Annotated in this window: 16 protein-coding genes; 8 read left to right on the top strand and 8 right to left on the bottom strand. The window is 61.9% G+C overall.

What is annotated here, in order from left to right; translation table 11 throughout:
• Positions 1 to 47 precede the first annotated feature (47 nt).
• Complete coding sequence (locus PQR54_RS32615) at positions 48 to 1,451, bottom strand: branched-chain amino acid ABC transporter substrate-binding protein (protein ID WP_408252956.1); 1,404 nt, start codon at positions 1,449 to 1,451, stop codon at positions 48 to 50.
• A 184-nt stretch (positions 1,452 to 1,635) separates the two neighbouring features.
• On the opposite strand from PQR54_RS32615, the gene PQR54_RS32610 reads away from it, so the two are divergent.
• The 3 genes from PQR54_RS32610 to PQR54_RS32600 all read left to right on the top strand — a co-directional run bounded on the left by PQR54_RS32610 (position 1,636) and on the right by PQR54_RS32600 (position 4,730).
• On the top strand, positions 1,636 to 2,187 hold the full coding sequence (locus tag PQR54_RS32610) for a hypothetical protein (protein WP_408252954.1): 552 nt from the start codon (positions 1,636 to 1,638) through the stop codon (positions 2,185 to 2,187).
• Between the two features lie 228 nt (positions 2,188 to 2,415).
• Positions 2,416 to 3,051 (top strand): carbonic anhydrase, encoded by a 636-nt coding sequence (locus PQR54_RS32605; protein ID WP_408252952.1) that lies wholly within the window; start codon positions 2,416 to 2,418, stop codon positions 3,049 to 3,051.
• Positions 3,052 to 3,149: 98 nt separating this feature from the next.
• Complete coding sequence (locus PQR54_RS32600) at positions 3,150 to 4,730, top strand: SulP family inorganic anion transporter (protein WP_408252950.1); 1,581 nt, start codon at positions 3,150 to 3,152, stop codon at positions 4,728 to 4,730.
• Positions 4,731 to 4,841: 111 nt separating this feature from the next.
• Here the strand turns inward: PQR54_RS32600 and PQR54_RS32595 are convergent, their stop codons facing one another.
• The 7 genes from PQR54_RS32595 to PQR54_RS32565 form a co-directional block, all read right to left on the bottom strand.
• Positions 4,842 to 6,389, bottom strand: coding sequence for a 2-isopropylmalate synthase (locus PQR54_RS32595; protein ID WP_408252948.1), 1,548 nt, complete (start codon positions 6,387 to 6,389; stop codon positions 4,842 to 4,844).
• 392 nt (positions 6,390 to 6,781) lie between these two features.
• On the bottom strand, positions 6,782 to 7,648 hold the full coding sequence (gene pssA, locus PQR54_RS32590) for a CDP-diacylglycerol--serine O-phosphatidyltransferase (protein WP_408252946.1): 867 nt from the start codon (positions 7,646 to 7,648) through the stop codon (positions 6,782 to 6,784).
• 24 nt (positions 7,649 to 7,672) lie between these two features.
• A complete protein-coding gene (locus PQR54_RS32585; protein ID WP_012432365.1) occupies positions 7,673 to 8,311 on the bottom strand; it encodes a phosphatidylserine decarboxylase in 639 nt (212 codons plus the stop codon).
• 117 nt (positions 8,312 to 8,428) lie between these two features.
• On the bottom strand, positions 8,429 to 10,129 hold the full coding sequence (gene ltrA / locus PQR54_RS32580) for a group II intron reverse transcriptase/maturase (RefSeq protein ID WP_171925029.1): 1,701 nt from the start codon (positions 10,127 to 10,129) through the stop codon (positions 8,429 to 8,431).
• 1,167 nt (positions 10,130 to 11,296) lie between these two features.
• The gene (gene ilvC, locus PQR54_RS32575) at positions 11,297 to 12,313 is read right to left on the bottom strand and encodes a ketol-acid reductoisomerase (RefSeq protein ID WP_074763518.1); all 1,017 of its coding nucleotides are present in this window, start codon (positions 12,311 to 12,313) and stop codon (positions 11,297 to 11,299) included.
• Between the two features lie 121 nt (positions 12,314 to 12,434).
• Positions 12,435 to 12,926, bottom strand: a complete 492-nt coding sequence (gene ilvN / locus PQR54_RS32570) for an acetolactate synthase small subunit (RefSeq protein WP_012432363.1) — start codon at positions 12,924 to 12,926, stop codon at positions 12,435 to 12,437.
• Between the two features lie 111 nt (positions 12,927 to 13,037).
• Positions 13,038 to 14,801, bottom strand: coding sequence for an acetolactate synthase 3 catalytic subunit (locus PQR54_RS32565; RefSeq protein ID WP_012432362.1), 1,764 nt, complete (start codon positions 14,799 to 14,801; stop codon positions 13,038 to 13,040).
• Between the two features lie 362 nt (positions 14,802 to 15,163).
• Between PQR54_RS32565 and PQR54_RS32560 the strand changes: the two genes are divergently transcribed.
• The 5 genes from PQR54_RS32560 (at position 15,164) to PQR54_RS32540 (ending at position 18,765) form a co-directional block, all read left to right on the top strand.
• Complete coding sequence (locus tag PQR54_RS32560; RefSeq protein ID WP_408252943.1) at positions 15,164 to 15,727, top strand: RNA polymerase sigma factor; 564 nt, start codon at positions 15,164 to 15,166, stop codon at positions 15,725 to 15,727.
• Positions 15,724 to 16,152 (top strand): DUF3619 family protein, encoded by a 429-nt coding sequence (locus PQR54_RS32555; protein ID WP_012432360.1) that lies wholly within the window; start codon positions 15,724 to 15,726, stop codon positions 16,150 to 16,152. Before PQR54_RS32560 ends, PQR54_RS32555 begins: the two co-directional genes overlap by 4 nt.
• A gap of 16 nt (positions 16,153 to 16,168) precedes the next feature.
• The gene (locus PQR54_RS32550; RefSeq protein WP_408252941.1) at positions 16,169 to 16,927 is read left to right on the top strand and encodes a DUF3106 domain-containing protein; all 759 of its coding nucleotides are present in this window, start codon (positions 16,169 to 16,171) and stop codon (positions 16,925 to 16,927) included.
• Positions 16,928 to 16,943: 16 nt separating this feature from the next.
• Positions 16,944 to 17,468, top strand: a complete 525-nt coding sequence (locus PQR54_RS32545) for an RDD family protein (protein WP_408252939.1) — start codon at positions 16,944 to 16,946, stop codon at positions 17,466 to 17,468.
• A gap of 355 nt (positions 17,469 to 17,823) precedes the next feature.
• On the top strand, positions 17,824 to 18,765 hold the full coding sequence (locus PQR54_RS32540) for a UDP-2,3-diacylglucosamine diphosphatase (RefSeq protein WP_408252937.1): 942 nt from the start codon (positions 17,824 to 17,826) through the stop codon (positions 18,763 to 18,765).
• Positions 18,766 to 18,772: the final 7 nt, after the last annotated feature.

The following is an 18,772-nucleotide window of genomic DNA, read 5'->3' as shown; positions in this document are numbered from 1 at the left end:
GGCCGCGAAGCCCGCTGCACCGGGCCGTGACGCGCGCCTCGCCCGCGTCACGGCCGCTTCATCTTGCAGACCGTCGGCAGGACCGTGCGCTCGGGCGGCAACGCCAGCACCGTGCGAAAACCGTAGCCGGAGCCTTCGTTATCGAAATGCACGCCCGGCGTACCGGCCTTGTCCATCTCCATTACGTAAAGGGGCTGAATCAATTGATGGTCGTCGGCGCGCATCCACGAGGCGTGGAAGCCGTTGTCGAACTTGATTCCTTCGAGGGCTTTCGCCACCGCCGTCGGGTCGGCGCTGCCGGCGCGGGTCATCGCCGCGGCCAGGGTCTCGATCATCAGCGGCATGCGCAGCACCGGGTAATCGTCCTGCGCGGCCGGAAAGCGGGCGCGGAAGGCGGCGTACCAGGCGTCGGACGCCGCGCCGCCGGCGTTCGGGTGCCAGTCGGCCACCGCGATCACGTGGCCGACGCCGGCGTCGCCCAACGCGGCGGGCGCGCCGAGGCTGTTGCCGTAGAAGGTGTAGAACTTCGTGTCCAGCCCCTGCTCGCGCGCGGCCTTGACGAGCAGCGTCAGGTCGTTGCCCCAGTTGCCTGTGATCACGGCGTCCGCCCCGCTCGCGCGGATCTTCGCGATGTACGGCGCGAAGTCCTTCACGCGCCCGATCGGATGAAATTCGTCGCCGACCACCGCGATGTCCGGACGCTTCGTCGCCAGCGTCGAACGCGCGAGGCTGCTGACGTCGTGTCCGAAGCTGTAATCCTGGTTCAGCAGATAGACCTTCTTCACCGCCTTGTCCCGCTGAATCACGTCGGCCAGCGCATCCATGCGCATGCCCGCGTGCGCGTCGAAGCGGAAATGCCAGAAGCTGCAGTTGGCGTTGGTCAGCGCGGGGTCGTCGGCGGAATAGTTGAGGAACAGTTCGCGGTTGCCCGGTTCGCGGCTGTTCTGCTTGTCGATCGCGCCGATCAGCGCGGCGGCGACCGCCGAGCTGTTGCCCTGCATGATGTAGCCGATATGGCGGTCGGCGGCCGCGCGCAGTTGTGTGAGCGCTTCTTCGGTGCCGCCCTTGCTGTCGAGCACGACCAGCTCGAACGGATGCGCGCCGTCGGCGAGCTTCACGCCGCCATGCGCATTCACCTGCTCGACGCCGAAGCGCAAGTTGCGCTCCACCGCCGCGCCCGCGTTGGCGAACGGGCCGGACATGCCTTCGATCAGCGCCAGCTGGATCGGCGCGCCGGTGGGCTTCCTCGCGGGCTTCGCCGCCGCGTTAGCTGCCAGGTTAGGCGCCGGGCTAGCTGCGGCGCCAACCGCCGGACCAGCTGCGGGGCCGACCACCCGGTTAGTCGCAGTCGCACCTGGCTCGCTCGCCGCATATGCCACCGCGGCCAGCGCCGCCATCGACATCGCCGCCAACGCCATCGCCGCGCTCCGTTGCCACTTCGCCATCGTCATCGCCCCGCCTGATTGGTGAAAGCGCGGATCATAGGTCGTTCGGGACGGAATAAGCAAGCCGGCGCAAGCGTTATCGTAGTGCCCAGCCGGCTCTTCACGAAGCGCAAATCTTTTGCCACAGCGCGTGTCAAAATAATGCGTCTCGATGATAAAAACCGCTACTCAAACGCCATCGGAGGAATACATGTTCAACCGCCATCACACCACGGCGGCCTCGATCGGAGCGCCGGCCGCAGGGCGTCTGCGCCGCGCGGCGCTCGTCTGCCTGAGCGCGCTGGCGCTCGCCGGCTGCGTACAGCCGTGGCAGCAATACACCCAAGGCGCGGACGAATCGACCATCGTCGCGCGCCTCGGCCCGCCGCGCGAAAGCTACGACCTGCCGAACGGCGGCAAGCGGCTGATGTGGCCGACCCAGCCGATGGGCGAAACTACCACCGCGGCCGACATCGACGCGGCCGGCAAAATCGTCAACGTGCGCCAGGTGCTGCAGCCCAACGAGTTCTATCGTGCGGAAATCGGCAAATGGACCAAGAGTGACGTGCTGGTGAACTTCGGCCGGCCGGTCGAAACGTCGTACTTCCCGTTGATGAAGCGCGAAGTCTGGACCTATCGCTATCTGGAAGACAACGTCTGGTACATGATGTACAGCTTTTATTTCGACGAGCAAGGCATCGTGCGTCTTACGCAGAAAACGCCCGACCCGTTGCACGATCCGGATCGCCGCAGCCTGTTCTGAGCGCCGCTCAAGCCGCTTCGCATAAATCTACAAAGCCGCCCTCCCAAGCGGCTTTTTTTTATTTATTGCGCATGACGGCGAATTTTATTTCGCGCACAGAGGATTTATTTTTTGATAGAAAGGCTTTCGTAAGAATTGTTTCGGTGCTGGCCTCCCCCTTGGAGCCGCACGAGCGCAGCCGTGATTTCGGCGCCGAATGAATTCGCCCCACTTACGGAGCCACTATCGATGAACCGCCCCAAACGCCTGCTGGTCGCCAACGTCGCCTGGGCGCACGAAACCGCCGTGCGCAACCCTGAGTTTTTTCGCGATCTGGTGCGAGGTCAGAATCCCCACGTTTTGTGGATCGGCTGCTCGGACAGCCGCGTGCCGGCCGAGACCATCACGCATTGCGAGCCGGGCGATCTGTTCGTCCACCGCAACATCGCCAACCTCTTCCAGCCCGACGACGACAATTCGGCGAGCGTCCTGGAATATGCGGTGAAGGTGCTGAAGGTCGGTCATGTGATCGTCTGCGGCCACTACGGATGCGGCGGCGTGCGCGCCGCGCTGCTGCCACCCGAGCCGAGCCTGCCGCATGTGAATCGGCGAATCGCGCCGCTTTGCTCACTCGCCAAAGCGCATCGCGAAGAACTGCAGGGTCACGAGGGCGAGCGTGAGCGCGTCAACCGTCTCGCCGAACTGAACGTGCTCGAACAGGTGCGCGGGTTGCGCGCGCACCCCATCGTGCGGGACGCCGACCAGGCGCCGCTCGTGCACGGCTGGATCTTCGCGCTCGAAGACGGACGCATCAAGGTCCTTACGTCCGGCTACGAAGCCGACGACGCGATGACCTGCGCGACCGCCGCCCACAGCGCCGCCTAGCGCGACACTTCGGCGACACTTCGGCGACACCTCATGCGAATCCGATCCGGTTCAGCTTTCGCCGCACTCCAGGCCCCACTCCTCACGGCACCGACACCATGAACCTTCGAGCTTTCTTCTCCACGTTTCAGCGCGACCTGCTTGCGGGCACGGTCGTTTTTCTGGTGGCTCTGCCGCTCTGTTTAGGCATCGCCAACGCATCGGGCGTCGAACCATTTGCCGGACTCGTTTCGGGCATCGTCGGCGGGCTGGTGGTGGCCGTGCTGAGCGGCTCACGCTTGAGCGTGAGCGGGCCAGCGGCGGGCCTCGTCGTGATCGTCGTCGACGGGATCGCGCAGCTCGGCAGCTTCTCCGCGTTCCTGCTGGCCGTGCTGCTGTCCGGCGCGATCCAGTTCGGCTTCGGCATGCTCAAGGCTGGTCGTTTTGCCGCCTATGTGCCGTCGCCGGTGATCAAGGGGATGCTCGCGGCCATCGGCGTGCTGCTGATCGTCAAACAGTTTCCGCTCGCGCTCGGGTTATCCGGCGTGAATGTGGCTTCCGGTGCGCAAGCCACTGCGCACACAGCCGGTGCGATTGCCACGCCGTTCGGTTCGATCTCGCTGGCGGCCTGCGTCATCACCTTGCTATCGCTAGCAATTCTGATCGGCTGGGAAACCCGCGCATTTCGACGCTTCGCACTGGTGCGCCGCGTGCCGGCGCCGCTCGCGGTCGTTCTGCTAGGGATCGGCGCGACGTTGCTGCTCAGTGTGCTGGCGCCATCGCTGGCGCCGCCCGCCGAACATCGGGTCACCCTACCGCCGCTGGAATCGTTCGCCGCGTTGCAACTCGCACTGGAGTGGGCCGACTTCGGGCCGCACTTCGCACAGCTCGTCAATCCCCATGTCTGGCGCGTCGCGATCACGCTGGCCATCGTCGCGAGTCTGGAAACGCTGTTGAGCCTCGAAGCCGTCGAGCAGATCGATCCCGAACGACGCGCCGCGCCGCCGGATCGCGAACTGAAGGCGCAAGGCGTGGGCAATCTGATTGCCGGCGCCATTGGCGGATTGCCGATCACGTCGGTGATCGTGCGCAGTTCGGCCAACGTGCATGCGGGCGCGCAAAGCCGGCTCTCGGCGATCATTCACGGCGTGCTGCTGCTCGTCAGCGTGTTTGCGCTCACTAGCGTGATCAACCTGATTCCGCTGGCCTGTCTCGCGGCGATTCTGATTTTCACGGGACTGAAGCTCGCCAAGCCGTCGCTGTTCGTCGCCGTCGCGAAACAGGGCTTTGCGCCGTTCGCGCCGTTTATCGTCACCCTCGTCGGCGTGCTCGCGACCGATCTGCTGATCGGCATCGTCCTCGGCATTCTGTGCAGCGTGCTGCTCGCGCTGTATGCGAATTTGCGCAGCCCGATCGTGCTCGCGCAACACGGCGATCACTATCTGCTGTCGTTTCGCAAGGACGTGTCGTTTCTCGGCAAAGTGCCGCTCAAGCACTACCTGCAGCAGATTCCCGACGGCGCCACCGTGATCGTCGATGCAACGCGCGCCGATTTCGTCGATCACGACGTGCGCGAACTGCTCGATACGTTCGTGGCCGATGCGCCGCGCCGCGGCATCGCCGTCGAAGTGCGGCACCAGGTCCAGGCGCAAGCGCGCGCCTCACGTGGCTGGTCGATGCGACGCACGGCAACGGAATAACGCCGCTCGCAATGAACAAAGCCCCGTGCCAATCAAGGCACGGGGCTTTGTTAACTCATACGGCAACGGTAGCCACGCAGCCGCGCTGTCAACGCGCGGCTACTGAGCCACTCACTCCGAACGTTGCGGATTCAACTTGTCAGCGTTCGAATACAGCTTGTTGAGCGCCGAGATATACGCCTTTGCCGAAGCCGCGACGATATCCGGATCGGTGCCCACACCGTTGACAATACGTCCGCTCTTCGACAGACGCACGGTCACTTCGCCTTGTGCCTGCGTACCGGTGGTGATCGCGTTCACCGAATACAGCAACAGTTCCGAGCCGCTGCCCACTTCCGTTTCGATCGCATTCAGCGTGGCGTCGACCGGGCCGTTGCCGCGCGCTTCGCCGGTCACTTCCTTGCCTTCCATGGAGAACACGATCTTCGCATGCGGCTGCTCGCCGGTTTCCGAATGTTGCGACAGCGACAGGAACTTGTAGTGCTCCTTCTCCTGCGCCTCGGCCGATTCTTCCGTGACGATCGCGATAATGTCCTCATCGAAGATTTCCGACTTGCGGTCGGCCAGTTCCTTGAAGCGCGCGAACGCCGTGTTCAACTCGCCTTCGCTATCCAGCGCGATGCCCAGTTCCTGCAGACGCTGCTTGAACGCGTTACGGCCCGACAGCTTGCCGAGCACGATCTTGTTCGCGCTCCAGCCCACGTCTTCGGCACGCATGATTTCATAGGTGTCGCGCGCCTTCAGCACGCCGTCCTGGTGAATGCCCGACGCGTGCGCAAACGCGTTCGCGCCGACCACCGCCTTGTTCGGCTGCACGACGAAACCGGTGATCTGCGACACCAGCTTGGAAGCCGGCACGATCTGCGTGGTATCCAGACCGATATCGAGGCCGAAGTAATCCTTGCGGGTCTTCACCGCCATCACGATTTCTTCGAGCGACGTGTTACCCGCGCGCTCACCGAGGCCATTGATCGTGCACTCGACCTGACGCGCGCCGCCGATCTGCACGCCGGCCAGCGAGTTCGCCACCGCCATGCCCAGGTCGTTATGGCAATGCACGGAGAACACCGCTTTATGCGAGTTCGGAATGCGCTCGCGCAGCGTTTTGACGAGCTGGCCGTACAACTCCGGCACGCCATAACCGACCGTATCCGCGATGTTGATCGTGGTCGCGCCTTCGGCAATCACCGCTTCCAGCACGCGGCACAGGAAATCCATATCCGAGCGGCTGCCGTCTTCCGGCGAGAACTCGACATCGTCGGTGAATTTGCGGGCGAAACGCACGGCCAGCTTCGCCTGCTCGAACACCTGGTCCGGCGTCATGCGCAGCTTCTTTTCCATGTGCAACGGCGAGGTTGCAATGAACGTGTGAATGCGGAAGTGATCGGCGGGTTTGAGCGCGTCGGCCGCGCGCTGAATGTCCTTATCGTTCGCGCGGGCGAGCGAGCAGACCGTGCTGTCTTTGATCAGGCCCGCGATCGTATGGATCGAATCGAAGTCGCCGTTCGAGCTTGCAGCGAAGCCGGCTTCGATCACGTCCACTTTCATCCGTTCGAGTTGCTTGGCGATACGGATTTTCTCTTCCTTCGTCATCGACGCGCCGGGCGATTGTTCGCCGTCTCGCAACGTGGTGTCGAATATGATCAGTTTGTCGGACATGTCGAGTCTCCTGCGGAGTCGTTCAATTGTGGGGAGGGGATATTGGAATCTGGCTGTCTGCGCCACCGCTGGCGACGCTCGATCACGGACGAGGCGAACCGAGGGCAAAAACGATCAGCGTGGCCGAAAGCGTGATGGTCGGCGCGGCAGACGCTCCAGCATAGGCGCGCTCAGCGGCGCGCCGCCTGTCGAGACTTGTTCCGCGGCTCGGCAAGGAACGTGAACGCATTGATCCAACGACTATAGCGGCATTCCCGCCGCCGTGCAATTAGCGCCGGACCTGCCTGCGACAGGCCGCGGAGCGCCGCCGGACGGCATCGCCAAAAGCAAAACGGCGGCCCGAAGGCCGCCGTTTTTCCATGCCGTGCCTGGCAGCGCACGCAAACCGATCGCTACCTGTCGACCGACACCGACCGAGCCGGATTCGCCCTACCCCGCACGGCCTGATAACCCCAGAAGACGTAGCCGGACAGGCCGTACAGCACGAACAGGCCGAACAGCATCAGCGGCGGGTCGGAGGACACCAGCACGAACGCGACCACCACCAGCAGAATCACACCGAACGGCACGCGATGACGCACGTCGAGCGCCTTGCCGCTGTAGAACGGCGCATTCGACACCATCGTCACGCCGGCGTAAATCGTCAGCACGAAAGCAACCCACGGCAACCACACCAGCTTGAGCGGCACGCGGTTGTCCGTGGCGAGCCACACGAAACCGGCGATAAGCGCCGCCGCGGCCGGGCTCGGCATGCCCTGGAAGAAACGCTTGTCGACCACGCCGATGTTCGTGTTGAACCGCGCGAGACGCAATGCCGCGCCAGAACAGTAGACGAACGCCGCGAGCCAGCCCCAGCGGCCGAGGTCCTTCAGAATCCACTCGTACATGACCAGCGCCGGCGCCACGCCGAACGACACCATGTCCGACAGGCTGTCGAACTGTTCGCCGAACGCACTTTGCGTATGCGTCATGCGGGCGACGCGGCCGTCCATGCCATCGAGCACCATCGCCACGAAGATCGCGATGGCCGCGATCTCGAAGCGCACATTCATGGCCTGCACCACGGCAAAGAAGCCGCAGAACAGCGCCGCCGTGGTGAAGGCGTTCGGCAGCAGATAAATGCCGCGCTTTCTCAGGAATTGCTGACGTTTGGCGCGCCGGCTGTCGACCGCCGCCTCCGTCACCATCGGCTTGTTACGGCGGAACGGACGCGGAAGCGGTCCGCTATTACGGGGTCGACGCGGTTTGAATGCGGCCATTCGGAAAACCTCCTTGGTGCCGCTTTATAGTTCAGCGAGGATCGTGGACGACGCCGAAACCTTCTCGCCGATCGACACACGCGGACGGCTGCCCACCGGCAGATACACGTCGACGCGCGAACCGAAGCGGATAAATCCGTAACGTTGACCACGGGTGAGCGGCTCACCTGCCCTTACGTAGCAAAGAATGCGCCGCGCGATCAGACCGGCGATCTGCACCGAAGTCACCGTCTGGCCGCCGGCCATTTCGATCACCACCGCATTGCGCTCGTTTTCGGTCGAAGCCTTGTCCACCGCGGCATTCAGGTAGGCACCCGGAAAATACTCGACCTTGGAGATCGCGCCATCCACGGGCGAGCGTTGCGAGTGGACGTTGAAGACGTTCATGAACACGCTGATTTTCAGCGCTTCACGATTGGCGTACGGATCATGCGCGGTTTCCACTGCGACGATACGGCCGTCGGCCGGACACAGCACGGCATTCGCCTGCGTGGGGATCGGGCGCGCGGGATCGCGGAAGAACTGCACGACGAAGATCAGGAGGAGCCAGAACAGCCATGAAAAGCCGAACCCCGCGATGAAGTGAACCAGCAGTGCAACGACGGCCGCGATGGCAATGAACGGCCAGCCTTCTCGCGCGATGATCGGATGAGGGTAATTCATGAATGGCTTCTGTGTTTTTGGAGGGTAGCCCCCCTTCCTCGCGGAAGAAGGGCCCCCTAAGAACCGTACGTGCGAGTTTCCCCGCATACGGCTCAAATCTACAAACAAAGCCCGGTCTTAGGACCGGGCCGGCTTAGTTACCGCAATTTTACCTGCGTGCACCTGCTGATGGCAGTGCGGGTGAAGCAGAACCCTGTTCGAGAGAGCGTCAGTGCCACCGTGCATCCGATACTCTAGATGATGGTCATGCCAGCCGGTCTCCTTTGTCAGGGCACAGCCACAATGCGAGCAAAGCCCGTCTTGCGACATATACAGCGAAACCCATTGCTTCCGATAACGCATTGAGTGTTCCATGCGCGCCTGTCGCAACTGTTCGCCGTACTGCTCCCACTCAGGATCAAAGGGATTGAATGCTCCTTTGACCTTTCTGTGTCGCTTAATTTCCGTACCGCTGATCTGGTACAGGCTAAGCAACCCCTTACCACCGTCGTCACGAGCTACAGGAACAGCGAACACCCAGTGTCGATTGCCCTCCGAGTGAAAGTATTTCTTCTTCACCCATTCGGCGCTCTTGTTCAGGTGCCGCCTCTTCGACCACCGCCAAAGCCTTCGGAAAATCAAAGACTCCATGCGGCTGTATGCCTCTTTGGCGACCACAGGACTGTGATACTGCGCCCAGCCCCGTAGCATCGGGTTCAGCAGTCGAATCAGATTCTCCTGCTTTACCGTCTTATGACCGCTGATCGTATCCGCCACCTTGCGATAGAACGTTTTCACGTTCTTCTTGCTCGGCTTGATGAGTAGCGTCCCCGAGTACTTACGGAAATTCCACCCCAGGAAATCGAAGCCTTGGTCAATGTGTGTGATCCGCGTTTTCTCCTCGGACAGTTGCAGACCTCGAACGGCAAGGAATGTTTCCACCCAAGGTCGAACTTCCTGCTCCAGCAACTCTTGCGAGTCACCGGTGATCACGAAGTCGTCCGCGTACCGCACCACATTGACTTTAAGCTTGTTGGCTTTTGCGATCCCAAACTTCGCACTAAGGTGCGCTAGCAGTTCTCGCTCCAGCCCGTTCAGCGTCACATTCGCCAGCGTCGGAGAAATGATCCCTCCTTGCGGCGTACCGGCCTCTGTCGCCTGAAGCTGCCCCTTGTAAATCAGGCCAGCTTTCAGCCATTTCCGGAGGATTTCCTTGTCCATCAGGACATGGGTCTCCAACCAGTTATGGCTAATATGGTCGAAGCATCCCTTGATATCCGCCTCCAGCACCCAACGGGCTGAGCCCTTCTGGGACATGGCGACGAATATCTGTGACATGGCGTCAGCCGTCGAGCGGTTTAACCTGAACCCATAAGAGTTCGGGTCGCTCGTCGATTCCGACACCGGCTCCAAGGCCAGCAGATACAAGGCTTGCATCGCCCTGTCCCGCATGGTCGGAATGCCCAGAGGGCGCTCCTTTCCATTGGCCTTGGGGATAAAGACTCTCCGTAAAGGCAGAGGCTTATATCCACGCCGCTTCAACCTGCCGACAGCAAGCCATCGGCTCTCAGGCGAGTCCCAAAGTTCGCGATCGACTCCAGCCGTTCGCGCACCCTGATTCTGCGTAACACGTCGTACCGCATACAGCTTTGCGGACAACGTGCGGGTCAACATCCGTTGCAGGGCTCTCCCCCTGCGCCAGTTGCCTTCCCGCGTCGCCTTCGCAATTCGAATCTGCATCCCTCTCACGTTCCGTTCAACCCGCCGCCAATCTACGGCGTACCAGTTGTCCGGCGCGTGGGAAAGCGCAGATCCGTCCTTTCGGACAGATACTCTCATGCTGCTCTCCTACTCGAAGAAGTGAATCCCGAGCGAAGAACAGATCGCCCCTTGCGGGAGCGATCTGCTCCCGCAAGGGGGTTAAAAACATATGCTGACGGTCCAGAAGCCCGACAGCAATCATCTTCCAGCTAAGGGTTAGTCAGCCATCTTGCGACGGTAGACCAGACGGAAGTCTGCCCGCTTTCGCGTGGGGTAATGTTCCAACCCCTATCCGACCCATTACAGACCGGCTTTCGCTTTCTCCGTCATCCCATACCTGCACAATCAACAGCGTCCCTCACGGTTCGCCTGCCAGTCAAACTACGACCGGCAACCATACAGGCTTACCACGTTCCCGGCATGTCACACGACTGACTTAGGTTCTGCCTATTCCCCGGCGGTCCGATGACGACGTAACCCGAATTTACAGCGGGTTATCCGACCGCACACCTGTTTGGTTGATGCCTGTCAGCAGCTTTGGCACCGTCCTACTTACGAGGTTTATCAGCAGTTCATTTGCATTAACCATATCAGCCAGCCTAGCCCCTCAACCCCGTTGCTGCTGGGAGTCTCCGGATGGTCATCTCGCAACCACCATCCGCCCGAACTTCCGGGGGGTACATTGTTAGAAGAGCTTCACACCCCACCGTTGCCAGTGACACATGTCTTCCTAGGCTACTGCTGGTCGTACAGCAGGTTCACTACCCTCGCCAATGCAGCCAGCGAGGCCGAACAATGACACACCGAGCTTTTCGCTCGTATCGTTTAGCGACTCCGTTGCCCTGAGGCGCAGGAATTGCAAACATCACCCCGCCCTGTCGGCGGAGATGAAGCCGCTGACTGGGCGGGACCTGACGGTAATCAGGTCAATGCAATACGGTTGACGGCGGAATGCACCGTGTCCCGTGTTCACTACTAAGGTGTGCCCCTAAGGACACATCTACTGCTTAAAGTGCGGCTCACAAGGGAGCCGCCTGCGGAGGGCATGGTGAGTCCAGTCGAGACCTTCCTCAATAACCCTCTAGTCGATGCCCCGTAACGTGGGGCTGACGGACACGAGCGTGCGTGTCGCACGTAAAACCGTAGGATAGCAAAAGCCGCCCAGGGTTCAGCACCCTTGGGCGGCTTTTTGATCTGTCCGGCCATTACGGCATAGCGCCGCACCGGACATCAGCTACGAGCAGCTTAGTTCTTCGACTGGTCGACCAGCTTGTTCGCGGCGATCCACGGCATCATGGAACGCAGCTTGGCACCGACCGTTTCGATCTGGTGTTCGGCCGTCAGACGGCGGCGCGATTGCAGCGTCGGTGCGCCAGCCTTGTTTTCGATGATGAAGCTCTTCGCGTACTCGCCCGTCTGAATGTCGGTCAGCACGGCCTTCATCGCCTTCTTCGTTTCAGCCGTCACGATACGCGGACCCGTCACGTACTCGCCGTATTCGGCGTTGTTCGAGATCGAGTAGTTCATGTTCGCGATGCCGCCTTCGTAGATCAGGTCGACGATCAGCTTCAGTTCGTGCAGGCATTCGAAGTACGCCATTTCCGGCGCATAGCCCGCTTCCACCAGCGTTTCGAAGCCGGCCTTGATCAAGTCGACCGTACCGCCGCACAGCACGGCCTGTTCGCCGAACAGGTCGGTTTCCGTTTCTTCGCGGAAGTTGGTTTCGATGATACCGGCACGGCCGCCGCCGTTCGCTGCTGCATACGACAAAGCGATGTCACGTGCTGCGCCCGACTTGTCTTGCGCGACGGCGATCAGATGCGGCACGCCGCCACCTTGCGAGTAGGTGCCGCGAACCGTGTGGCCCGGCGCCTTCGGCGCGATCATGATCACGTCGAGGTCGGCACGCGGAATCACTTGACCGTAGTGAACGTTGAAGCCGTGCGCGAATGCCAGCGCAGCGCCTTGCTTGGCGTTGGCGTGCACTTCTTTCGCATAGACTTCGGCGATCTGCTCGTCCGGCAGCAGCATCATGACCACGTCTGCGCCCTTGACGGCTTCCGCCACTTCCTTGACTTGCAGGCCGGCATTCTCAGCCTTGCTCCACGATGCGCCGCCCTTGCGCAGACCGACCGTGATGTTCACGCCGCTTTCCTTCAGGTTCAGCGCGTGCGCATGGCCTTGCGAGCCATAGCCGATGATCGTGACTTGCTTGCCCTTGATGAGGGAGAGGTCAGCGTCCTTGTCGTAGAAAACTTTCATGTCGGTTCCTTGGCTAAATTCGATGATTCAGTGAAATTCAAATGCTGCAAATAGTGTGTTGCGTGGCCGGGTTGGTGCAGGCACGGCCCGGCCTGGATCGAGACGGTTGAACGCTTACGCGTTACACCTTCAGAATGCGCTCGCCGCGACCGATACCCGAGCCGCCCGTGCGGACCGTTTCGAGAATCGCCGTAGCGTCGAGCCCTTCGATAAAGGCATCGAGCTTGTCGCTCGCGCCCGTCAGTTCGATCGTGTAGGTCTTTTCGGTGACGTCGATGATGCGGCCGCGGAAAATATCCGACATCCGCTTCATCTCCTCACGTTCCTTGCCGACCGCCCTCACCTTGATCAACATCAGCTCGCGCTCGATGTGGGCGCCCTCGGTAAGGTCGACCACTTTCACCACCTCGATCAGGCGGTTCAGATGCTTCGTGATCTGTTCGATCACGTCGTCCGAGCCAATGGAGACGATGGTCATGCGCGACAGCGAACGGTCTTCGGTCGGAGCCACCGTCAAGGTTTCAATGTTGTAGCCGCGTGCCGAGAACAGACCCACCACGCGTGATAACGCGCCCGGTTCGTTTTCCAGCAGGACGGAAATAATGTGTCTCATGATTCGCTTCTTCCAGATGTTTTGTCGATGTCCGCGAACGGCTTCGCGCCGCTTCGTCCGCCCTCGCCTTTCATGAAGGCGCGCATGACGAAGCCGGCACAGACGCCGTCGTTATAGATCTTCCGAACCCATGAGCATCTCGGTGATGCCCTTGCCGGCCTGGACCATTGGCCAGACGTTTTCGGTCGGATCGGTCTGGAAATCGAGAAACACCGTGCGATCTTTCAGGCGCAGCGCTTCCTTGAGCGCCGGCTCCACATCTGCCGTGCGTTCGATACGCATGCCGACGTGGCCGTACGCTTCGGCGAGCTTCACGAAATCCGGCAGCGCATCCATGTACGAATGCGAATAGCGCTTGCTGTATTCGATCTGCTGCCACTGGCGCACCATGCCCAGATAGCGGTTGTTCAGCGAAATGATCTTCACCGGAGTCTCGTACTGCTTGCAGGTGGAGAGCTCCTGGATACACATCTGGATCGAGCCTTCGCCCGTGATACAGAGCACGTCGTCGTCCGGGTGCGCCATCTTCACGCCCATCGCCGCCGGCAGGCCGAAGCCCATCGTGCCGAGACCGCCGGAGTTGATCCAGCGACGCGGCTTGTTGAAACGATAGAACTGCGCCGCCCACATCTGATGCTGGCCGACGTCGGAACACACGAAGGCATTGCCGTCGGTCAGTTCCCACGCCTTTTCCACCACGTACTGCGGCTTGATGATGTCGCTCTTGCGGTCGAACTTGAGGCAGTCTTTCGCGCGCCAGGCTTCGATGTCCTTCCACCAGTCGGCGAGCGCCGCGGTGTCCGGGCCATGCTCGGCCGTTTGCAACTGTTCGATCAACTCCTTCAGCACTTCTTTCACGTCGCCGACGATCGGAATGTCGACCTTGACGCGCTTGGAGATGGAAGACGGATCGATGTCGATATGGATGATCTTGCGCGGACGCGACGAGAAGTGCGCCGGGTCGCCGATCACACGGTCGTCGAAACGCGCGCCGATCGCGATCAGCACGTCGCAGTGCTGCATCGCCATGTTGGCTTCGTACGTGCCGTGCATGCCGAGCATGCCGAGGAATTTCTTGTCGCTCGCGCGGTAGCCGCCCAGACCCATCAACGTGTTGGTGACGGGATAGCCGAGCAGATCGGCGAACTGGTTCAGCTCACGCGATGCATCCGCGAGAATGATGCCGCCGCCGGTGTAGATGTACGGGCGCTTGGCCGACAGCAACAGCGAGACCGCTTTGCGGATCTGGCCGGAGTGGCCCTTCGTGACCGGGTTGTACGAACGCAGCGAAACGGTCTTGAGCGGTTCGTACTGGCAAGGCGCTTTCGACACGTCTTTCGGAATGTCGATCAGCACCGGGCCGGGACGGCCGGTACGGGCGATAAAGAACGCTTTCTTGACGGTAGCGGCGAGGTCGCGCACGTCCTTCACGAGGAAGTTGTGCTTCACGCAAGGACGCGTGATGCCGACCGTGTCGCATTCCTGGAACGCATCCTGGCCGATCGCGGCAGTCGGCACCTGGCCGCTGATCACCACCATCGGAATCGAATCCATATACGCGGTGGCGATGCCGGTCACCGCATTGGTGACGCCGGGGCCGGAGGTCACGAGGCACACACCGACCTTGCCGGTGGAACGCGAATAAGCGTCGGCGGCGTGGACCGCGGCCTGCTCGTGGCGCACGAGGATATGCTGGAACTTGTCCTGCTTGTACAGCTCGTCGTAAATGTAGAGTACCGAGCCGCCGGGATAGCCCCACACAAACTCGACGTCTTCGTCGGCCAGTGCCTTCATGAGCACGGTGGCGCCGATAGAGTCAGCTTCAGGATGGGGTGTCGTATCCGACGTGGAGAATTCCGCGCTGGGCATATTCATTAATTCACCTTTCGAAATTTCGGCAAAAATTTGATCGGGTGCTCTCTGCCGGGCTTGTGGCTCGGGTTCAAGCGGCGCGTCCAGTTGACAGGTGAGCTTCTTGGGCCACACCTCAAATGAGACAAGTCACTTATGTTGCGAACCAGCGACGATATCTGCAGACGCCCGCGCGGTCAAGCAAATATTGCCGTGGCGCGATCGGCCCAATCTCGCTGACTAGCCAAAAGCGACCGAAACCTTGTTATAGAGATGCAAGGTGCATCACGTTTCGCCCCAGCGGCGCAAAAGTTTGTTAGCATCCGCGAGTTTTACGACATTTTTCGACCGATTACGCGCACGCTCGCTGCGCCGACCCCCAACGGATGGCATCAGACAAGGAACTCGCCGATTTTCTGGCGGGCGTCGAAAGGCGCGCATTCAAGCAGACGGTCTACGCCGTGCGGGACGACGACGCCTCGCTGGATATCGTGCAGGACGCGATGATCAAGCTCGCCGAAAAATACGGCGACCGTCCGGCGGCCGAACTTCCGCTGCTGTTTCAGCGTATTCTGCAGAATGCGATGCACGACTATTTCCGTCGTGCCAAAGTGCGTAATACTTGGGTCAGCCTCTTCTCGTCGCTCGGCAGCGCCGACGACGAAGATTTCGACCCGCTCGAAACCTTCGAGGCCCAGCAGGGCTCGGCGGGCTCCGAGAGCAACGAACAGAAGCTCGAACGCGAACAGGTCCTGCAGTTAATCGACGACGAGATCCAAAAGTTACCGGCACGTCAACGGGAGGCGTTTCTCATGCGTTATTGGGAAGATATGGATGTCGCCGAGACTGCCGCCGCTATGGGCTGCTCCGAAGGCAGTGTGAAAACGCACTGCTCGCGGGCCACCCATACGCTGGCGCAAGCGCTCAAGGCCAAAGGAATCACGCTATGAGCTCCCTAGAAACTAAAGAACTCGAGTTCGCCCGCCAGGTGCGCCGCGCGCTCGACGAAAACGCCGCCAGCATTCCGTCCGCCACCGTCGATCGACTCGCCGCGGCGCGCCGTGCCGCGCTCGCCCGCAAGAAGCCCGAAACCGTGAGCGCGCCAGTGTTCGTGCCGGCCTTCGCCGGCGCGGGCATGGCAGCCGGCATGCCGCCGGTCGAACTGCCGCAGCGCCGCCGTTCGCCGCTGCGCCGCTTCGCGCTGGCGTGGCCGCTGGCCGCGCTGGTCATCAGCCTTGTGGGCATTGCCTACTGGGAAGACCAGCAACGCACCGCCGAACTCGCCGATATCGATGCCGCCATGCTAAGCGACGACCTGCCGCTCAATGCCTATCTCGACCACGGTTTCAACGCGTATCTTTCACGCGCCCACTGAGCGGGAGATTCTTCGGGTGAGTTACAAGCGCGGCCTGGCCGTTGTTTTCGGATGCACGATCGCGGCCTTGGTGTCGTTTGCCGCGACTTATCCGCGCTTTCATCCGAGCCCGTCGCCCGTCAGCGCGCCTGCCGCGGCCGGTAACGTGACCGCCAAGGCGCCCGCGCCGACGCTCGCCGTTGAACTCCCCAGCCTGCCCGGCAGCAACAGCCCGATGGCGTGGTCACGGCTGACCTCCGCGGAGCATCTCGCGCTCGCGCCGTTCGAAGCCCAATGGGATTCCTTTAGCGAGGAACGCAAGCGAAAATGGATCAAGATCGCGTCGCGTTACCCGAAGATGTCGGCCGATGCGCAAAAACGCTTGCATGACCGGATGACTGAATGGACCCGCATGACGCCCGACCAGCGGCGCGTCGCGCGTGAAAACTATCAGGTATCGAAGGAATTGCCGCGCGAAGCCCGTCAAAACGCGTGGAAGGCCTATCAGCAGTTGCCCGAAGAGCAGAAGGAACGGCTCGCCGCCAGCGAACGCAAGCGCCGGCCCAGCGTAGTCAGCGCGCCGCCGTCGGGACGCAGCGAAATCAAGGGGCTCGATCGCCTCGTCAATGCGCGCGAGCACGGCGCAAGCGGTGTGGCTGCGGCCAGCGCCGCCGCTGCGGCTTCGTTGCCGAGCCCAGTCGTCACGCCGCCGATTCCCGCCGCCGGCAGCTTTGTGCCCGCTACGCCGCTGCCGGTTTCGCCGGCCGAAGCGCCGTCGATCTTCAATGGCTCCTGAGCCAAGCGCCGCAGCCGTGTCCCAGCCGCTCGCGACCCAGACCATCGCTGCCGATAGCAACAACGGCAACACACCCACCGTCCGGCGGCGCCTCGCGGCGCTGCTCTACGAAGCGCTGATCCTGTTCGGCGTGGTGTTCATCGCCGGCTATCTGTTCAGCACGCTGACGCAACAGCGCAACGGCCTGACGCATCACAATCTGCTGGCGACGTGGATCGGCCTCGTGGTCGGCGTGTACTTTGTCTGGTTCTGGACCCACAGCGGCCAGACCTTGCCGATGAAAACCTGGCGTCTGCGCGTGGTCGCCGCCGACGGTGCGCCGCTCTCAACCGGCCGCGCGATCGTCCGCTACGTGCTTGCGTGGCTGTGGTTTTTGCCACCGCTTGCGCTGCATCCGCTGCTCGGGCTCAAGCTGCCGCAGACGCTGGTGATCGCCGGCATCTGGTTCGTGCTGTGGGCGGCTACCGGCCGTTTCGATTCGCAGCGCCAATTCCTGCACGATCGCCTCGCCGGCACACGGGTTATCAGCGTTTCGCGCTGAGCTGTCGCGGGTCAGCCGGTCGTTTATTTCGCCCTCCTGCCGAGTCGCCATCGCCTCGCGCGAGACTCGCCAGACGCCGCCGCACTAACCGCCTGATTATGTCGCGCTGCTGTCGGGCCGCTACCACACGACGCGCCTCACGCGAGCCGCGGCTTAGCTGACCTCTCAGTTACTTCACCCTACCGTCGGTCCGCCACCAATCCGCGCGAGTGATGCCTGTCGCGGGCCATCAGCATTCCGAGCTCTGCCCTTCACGCCCGCCAGATCTTCCCAGTAATAAGAACTTCTCATGACTGTCACGGCACAGTCACGCACACTTGGCCCAATACAGGCACCGCAACTCGACGCGTGAGCCATGGACCCCAAAACGTCCGCGACTTCCCTGTTCCGCCAGACCGGCCCGAGCGTCGACCCCGTCGCGTTCCGCCCGGAACCCAACCTCAGTCACGGCTTGCCGTTGCCCGTGGCGCCACTGCCGCTCGACGCCCACACCGGCCAGCACGATGAAGATCACTCCGAGCCGCATCGCTATCGCACCATCTGGCTGTCCGACATCCATCTCGGCTCGAGCGGCTGCCAGGCGCCCTATCTGCTCGACTTCCTGCGTCACAACGAGTCGGAGTATCTGTACCTGGTGGGCGACATCATCGACGGCTGGCAGTTGAAGAAAGGCTGGTACTGGCCGCAGGCGCACAACGACGTCGTGCAGAAGGTGCTGCGCAAGGCGCGCAAAGGCACGCAGGTGATCTACGTGCCCGGCAATCACGACGAAGCCGCGCGCCAGTTCTGCGACCTCGCGTTCGGCGACATCCACGTGCGCGGCGAGGCGTTTCACACCACGCTCGCCGGCAAGCGCCTGTGGATCGTGCATGGCGATCTGTTCGACGGCGTGATCCAGCACGCCAAGTGGCTCGCCTATCTCGGCGACACGCTCTACACGATGATCCTGATCCTGAACCGCTGGTTCAACCGGATCCGCAGCCGGCTCGGTTTTCCGTACTGGTCGCTGTCGCAGTACCTGAAGCACCAGGTGAAGAACGCGGTCAATTTCATCTCCTCGTTCGAACGCGTGATGACCGACGAAGCGCGCCGCCGCGGCTGCGACGGCGTGGTGTGCGGGCACATCCATAAAGCCGAGATACGCGATATCGACGGCGTCCTGTATTGCAACGACGGCGACTGGGTCGAAAGCCTGTCGGCGCTCGTCGAGACGTACGAAGGCGAACTCAAAGTGATCTACTGGACCGTGATGCGCTCCCCGGAAGTGGGCGTGCAAAAGGCCCGGGCAACCGCGTAGTCCCTGC

Source organism: Paraburkholderia phytofirmans, from assembly GCF_046028095.1.
Taxonomy (GTDB): domain Bacteria; phylum Pseudomonadota; class Gammaproteobacteria; order Burkholderiales; family Burkholderiaceae; genus Paraburkholderia; species Paraburkholderia phytofirmans_A.
The sequence above is the reverse complement of the archived record's forward strand: the minus strand, read 5'-3'. Positions and strand labels throughout refer to the sequence as shown.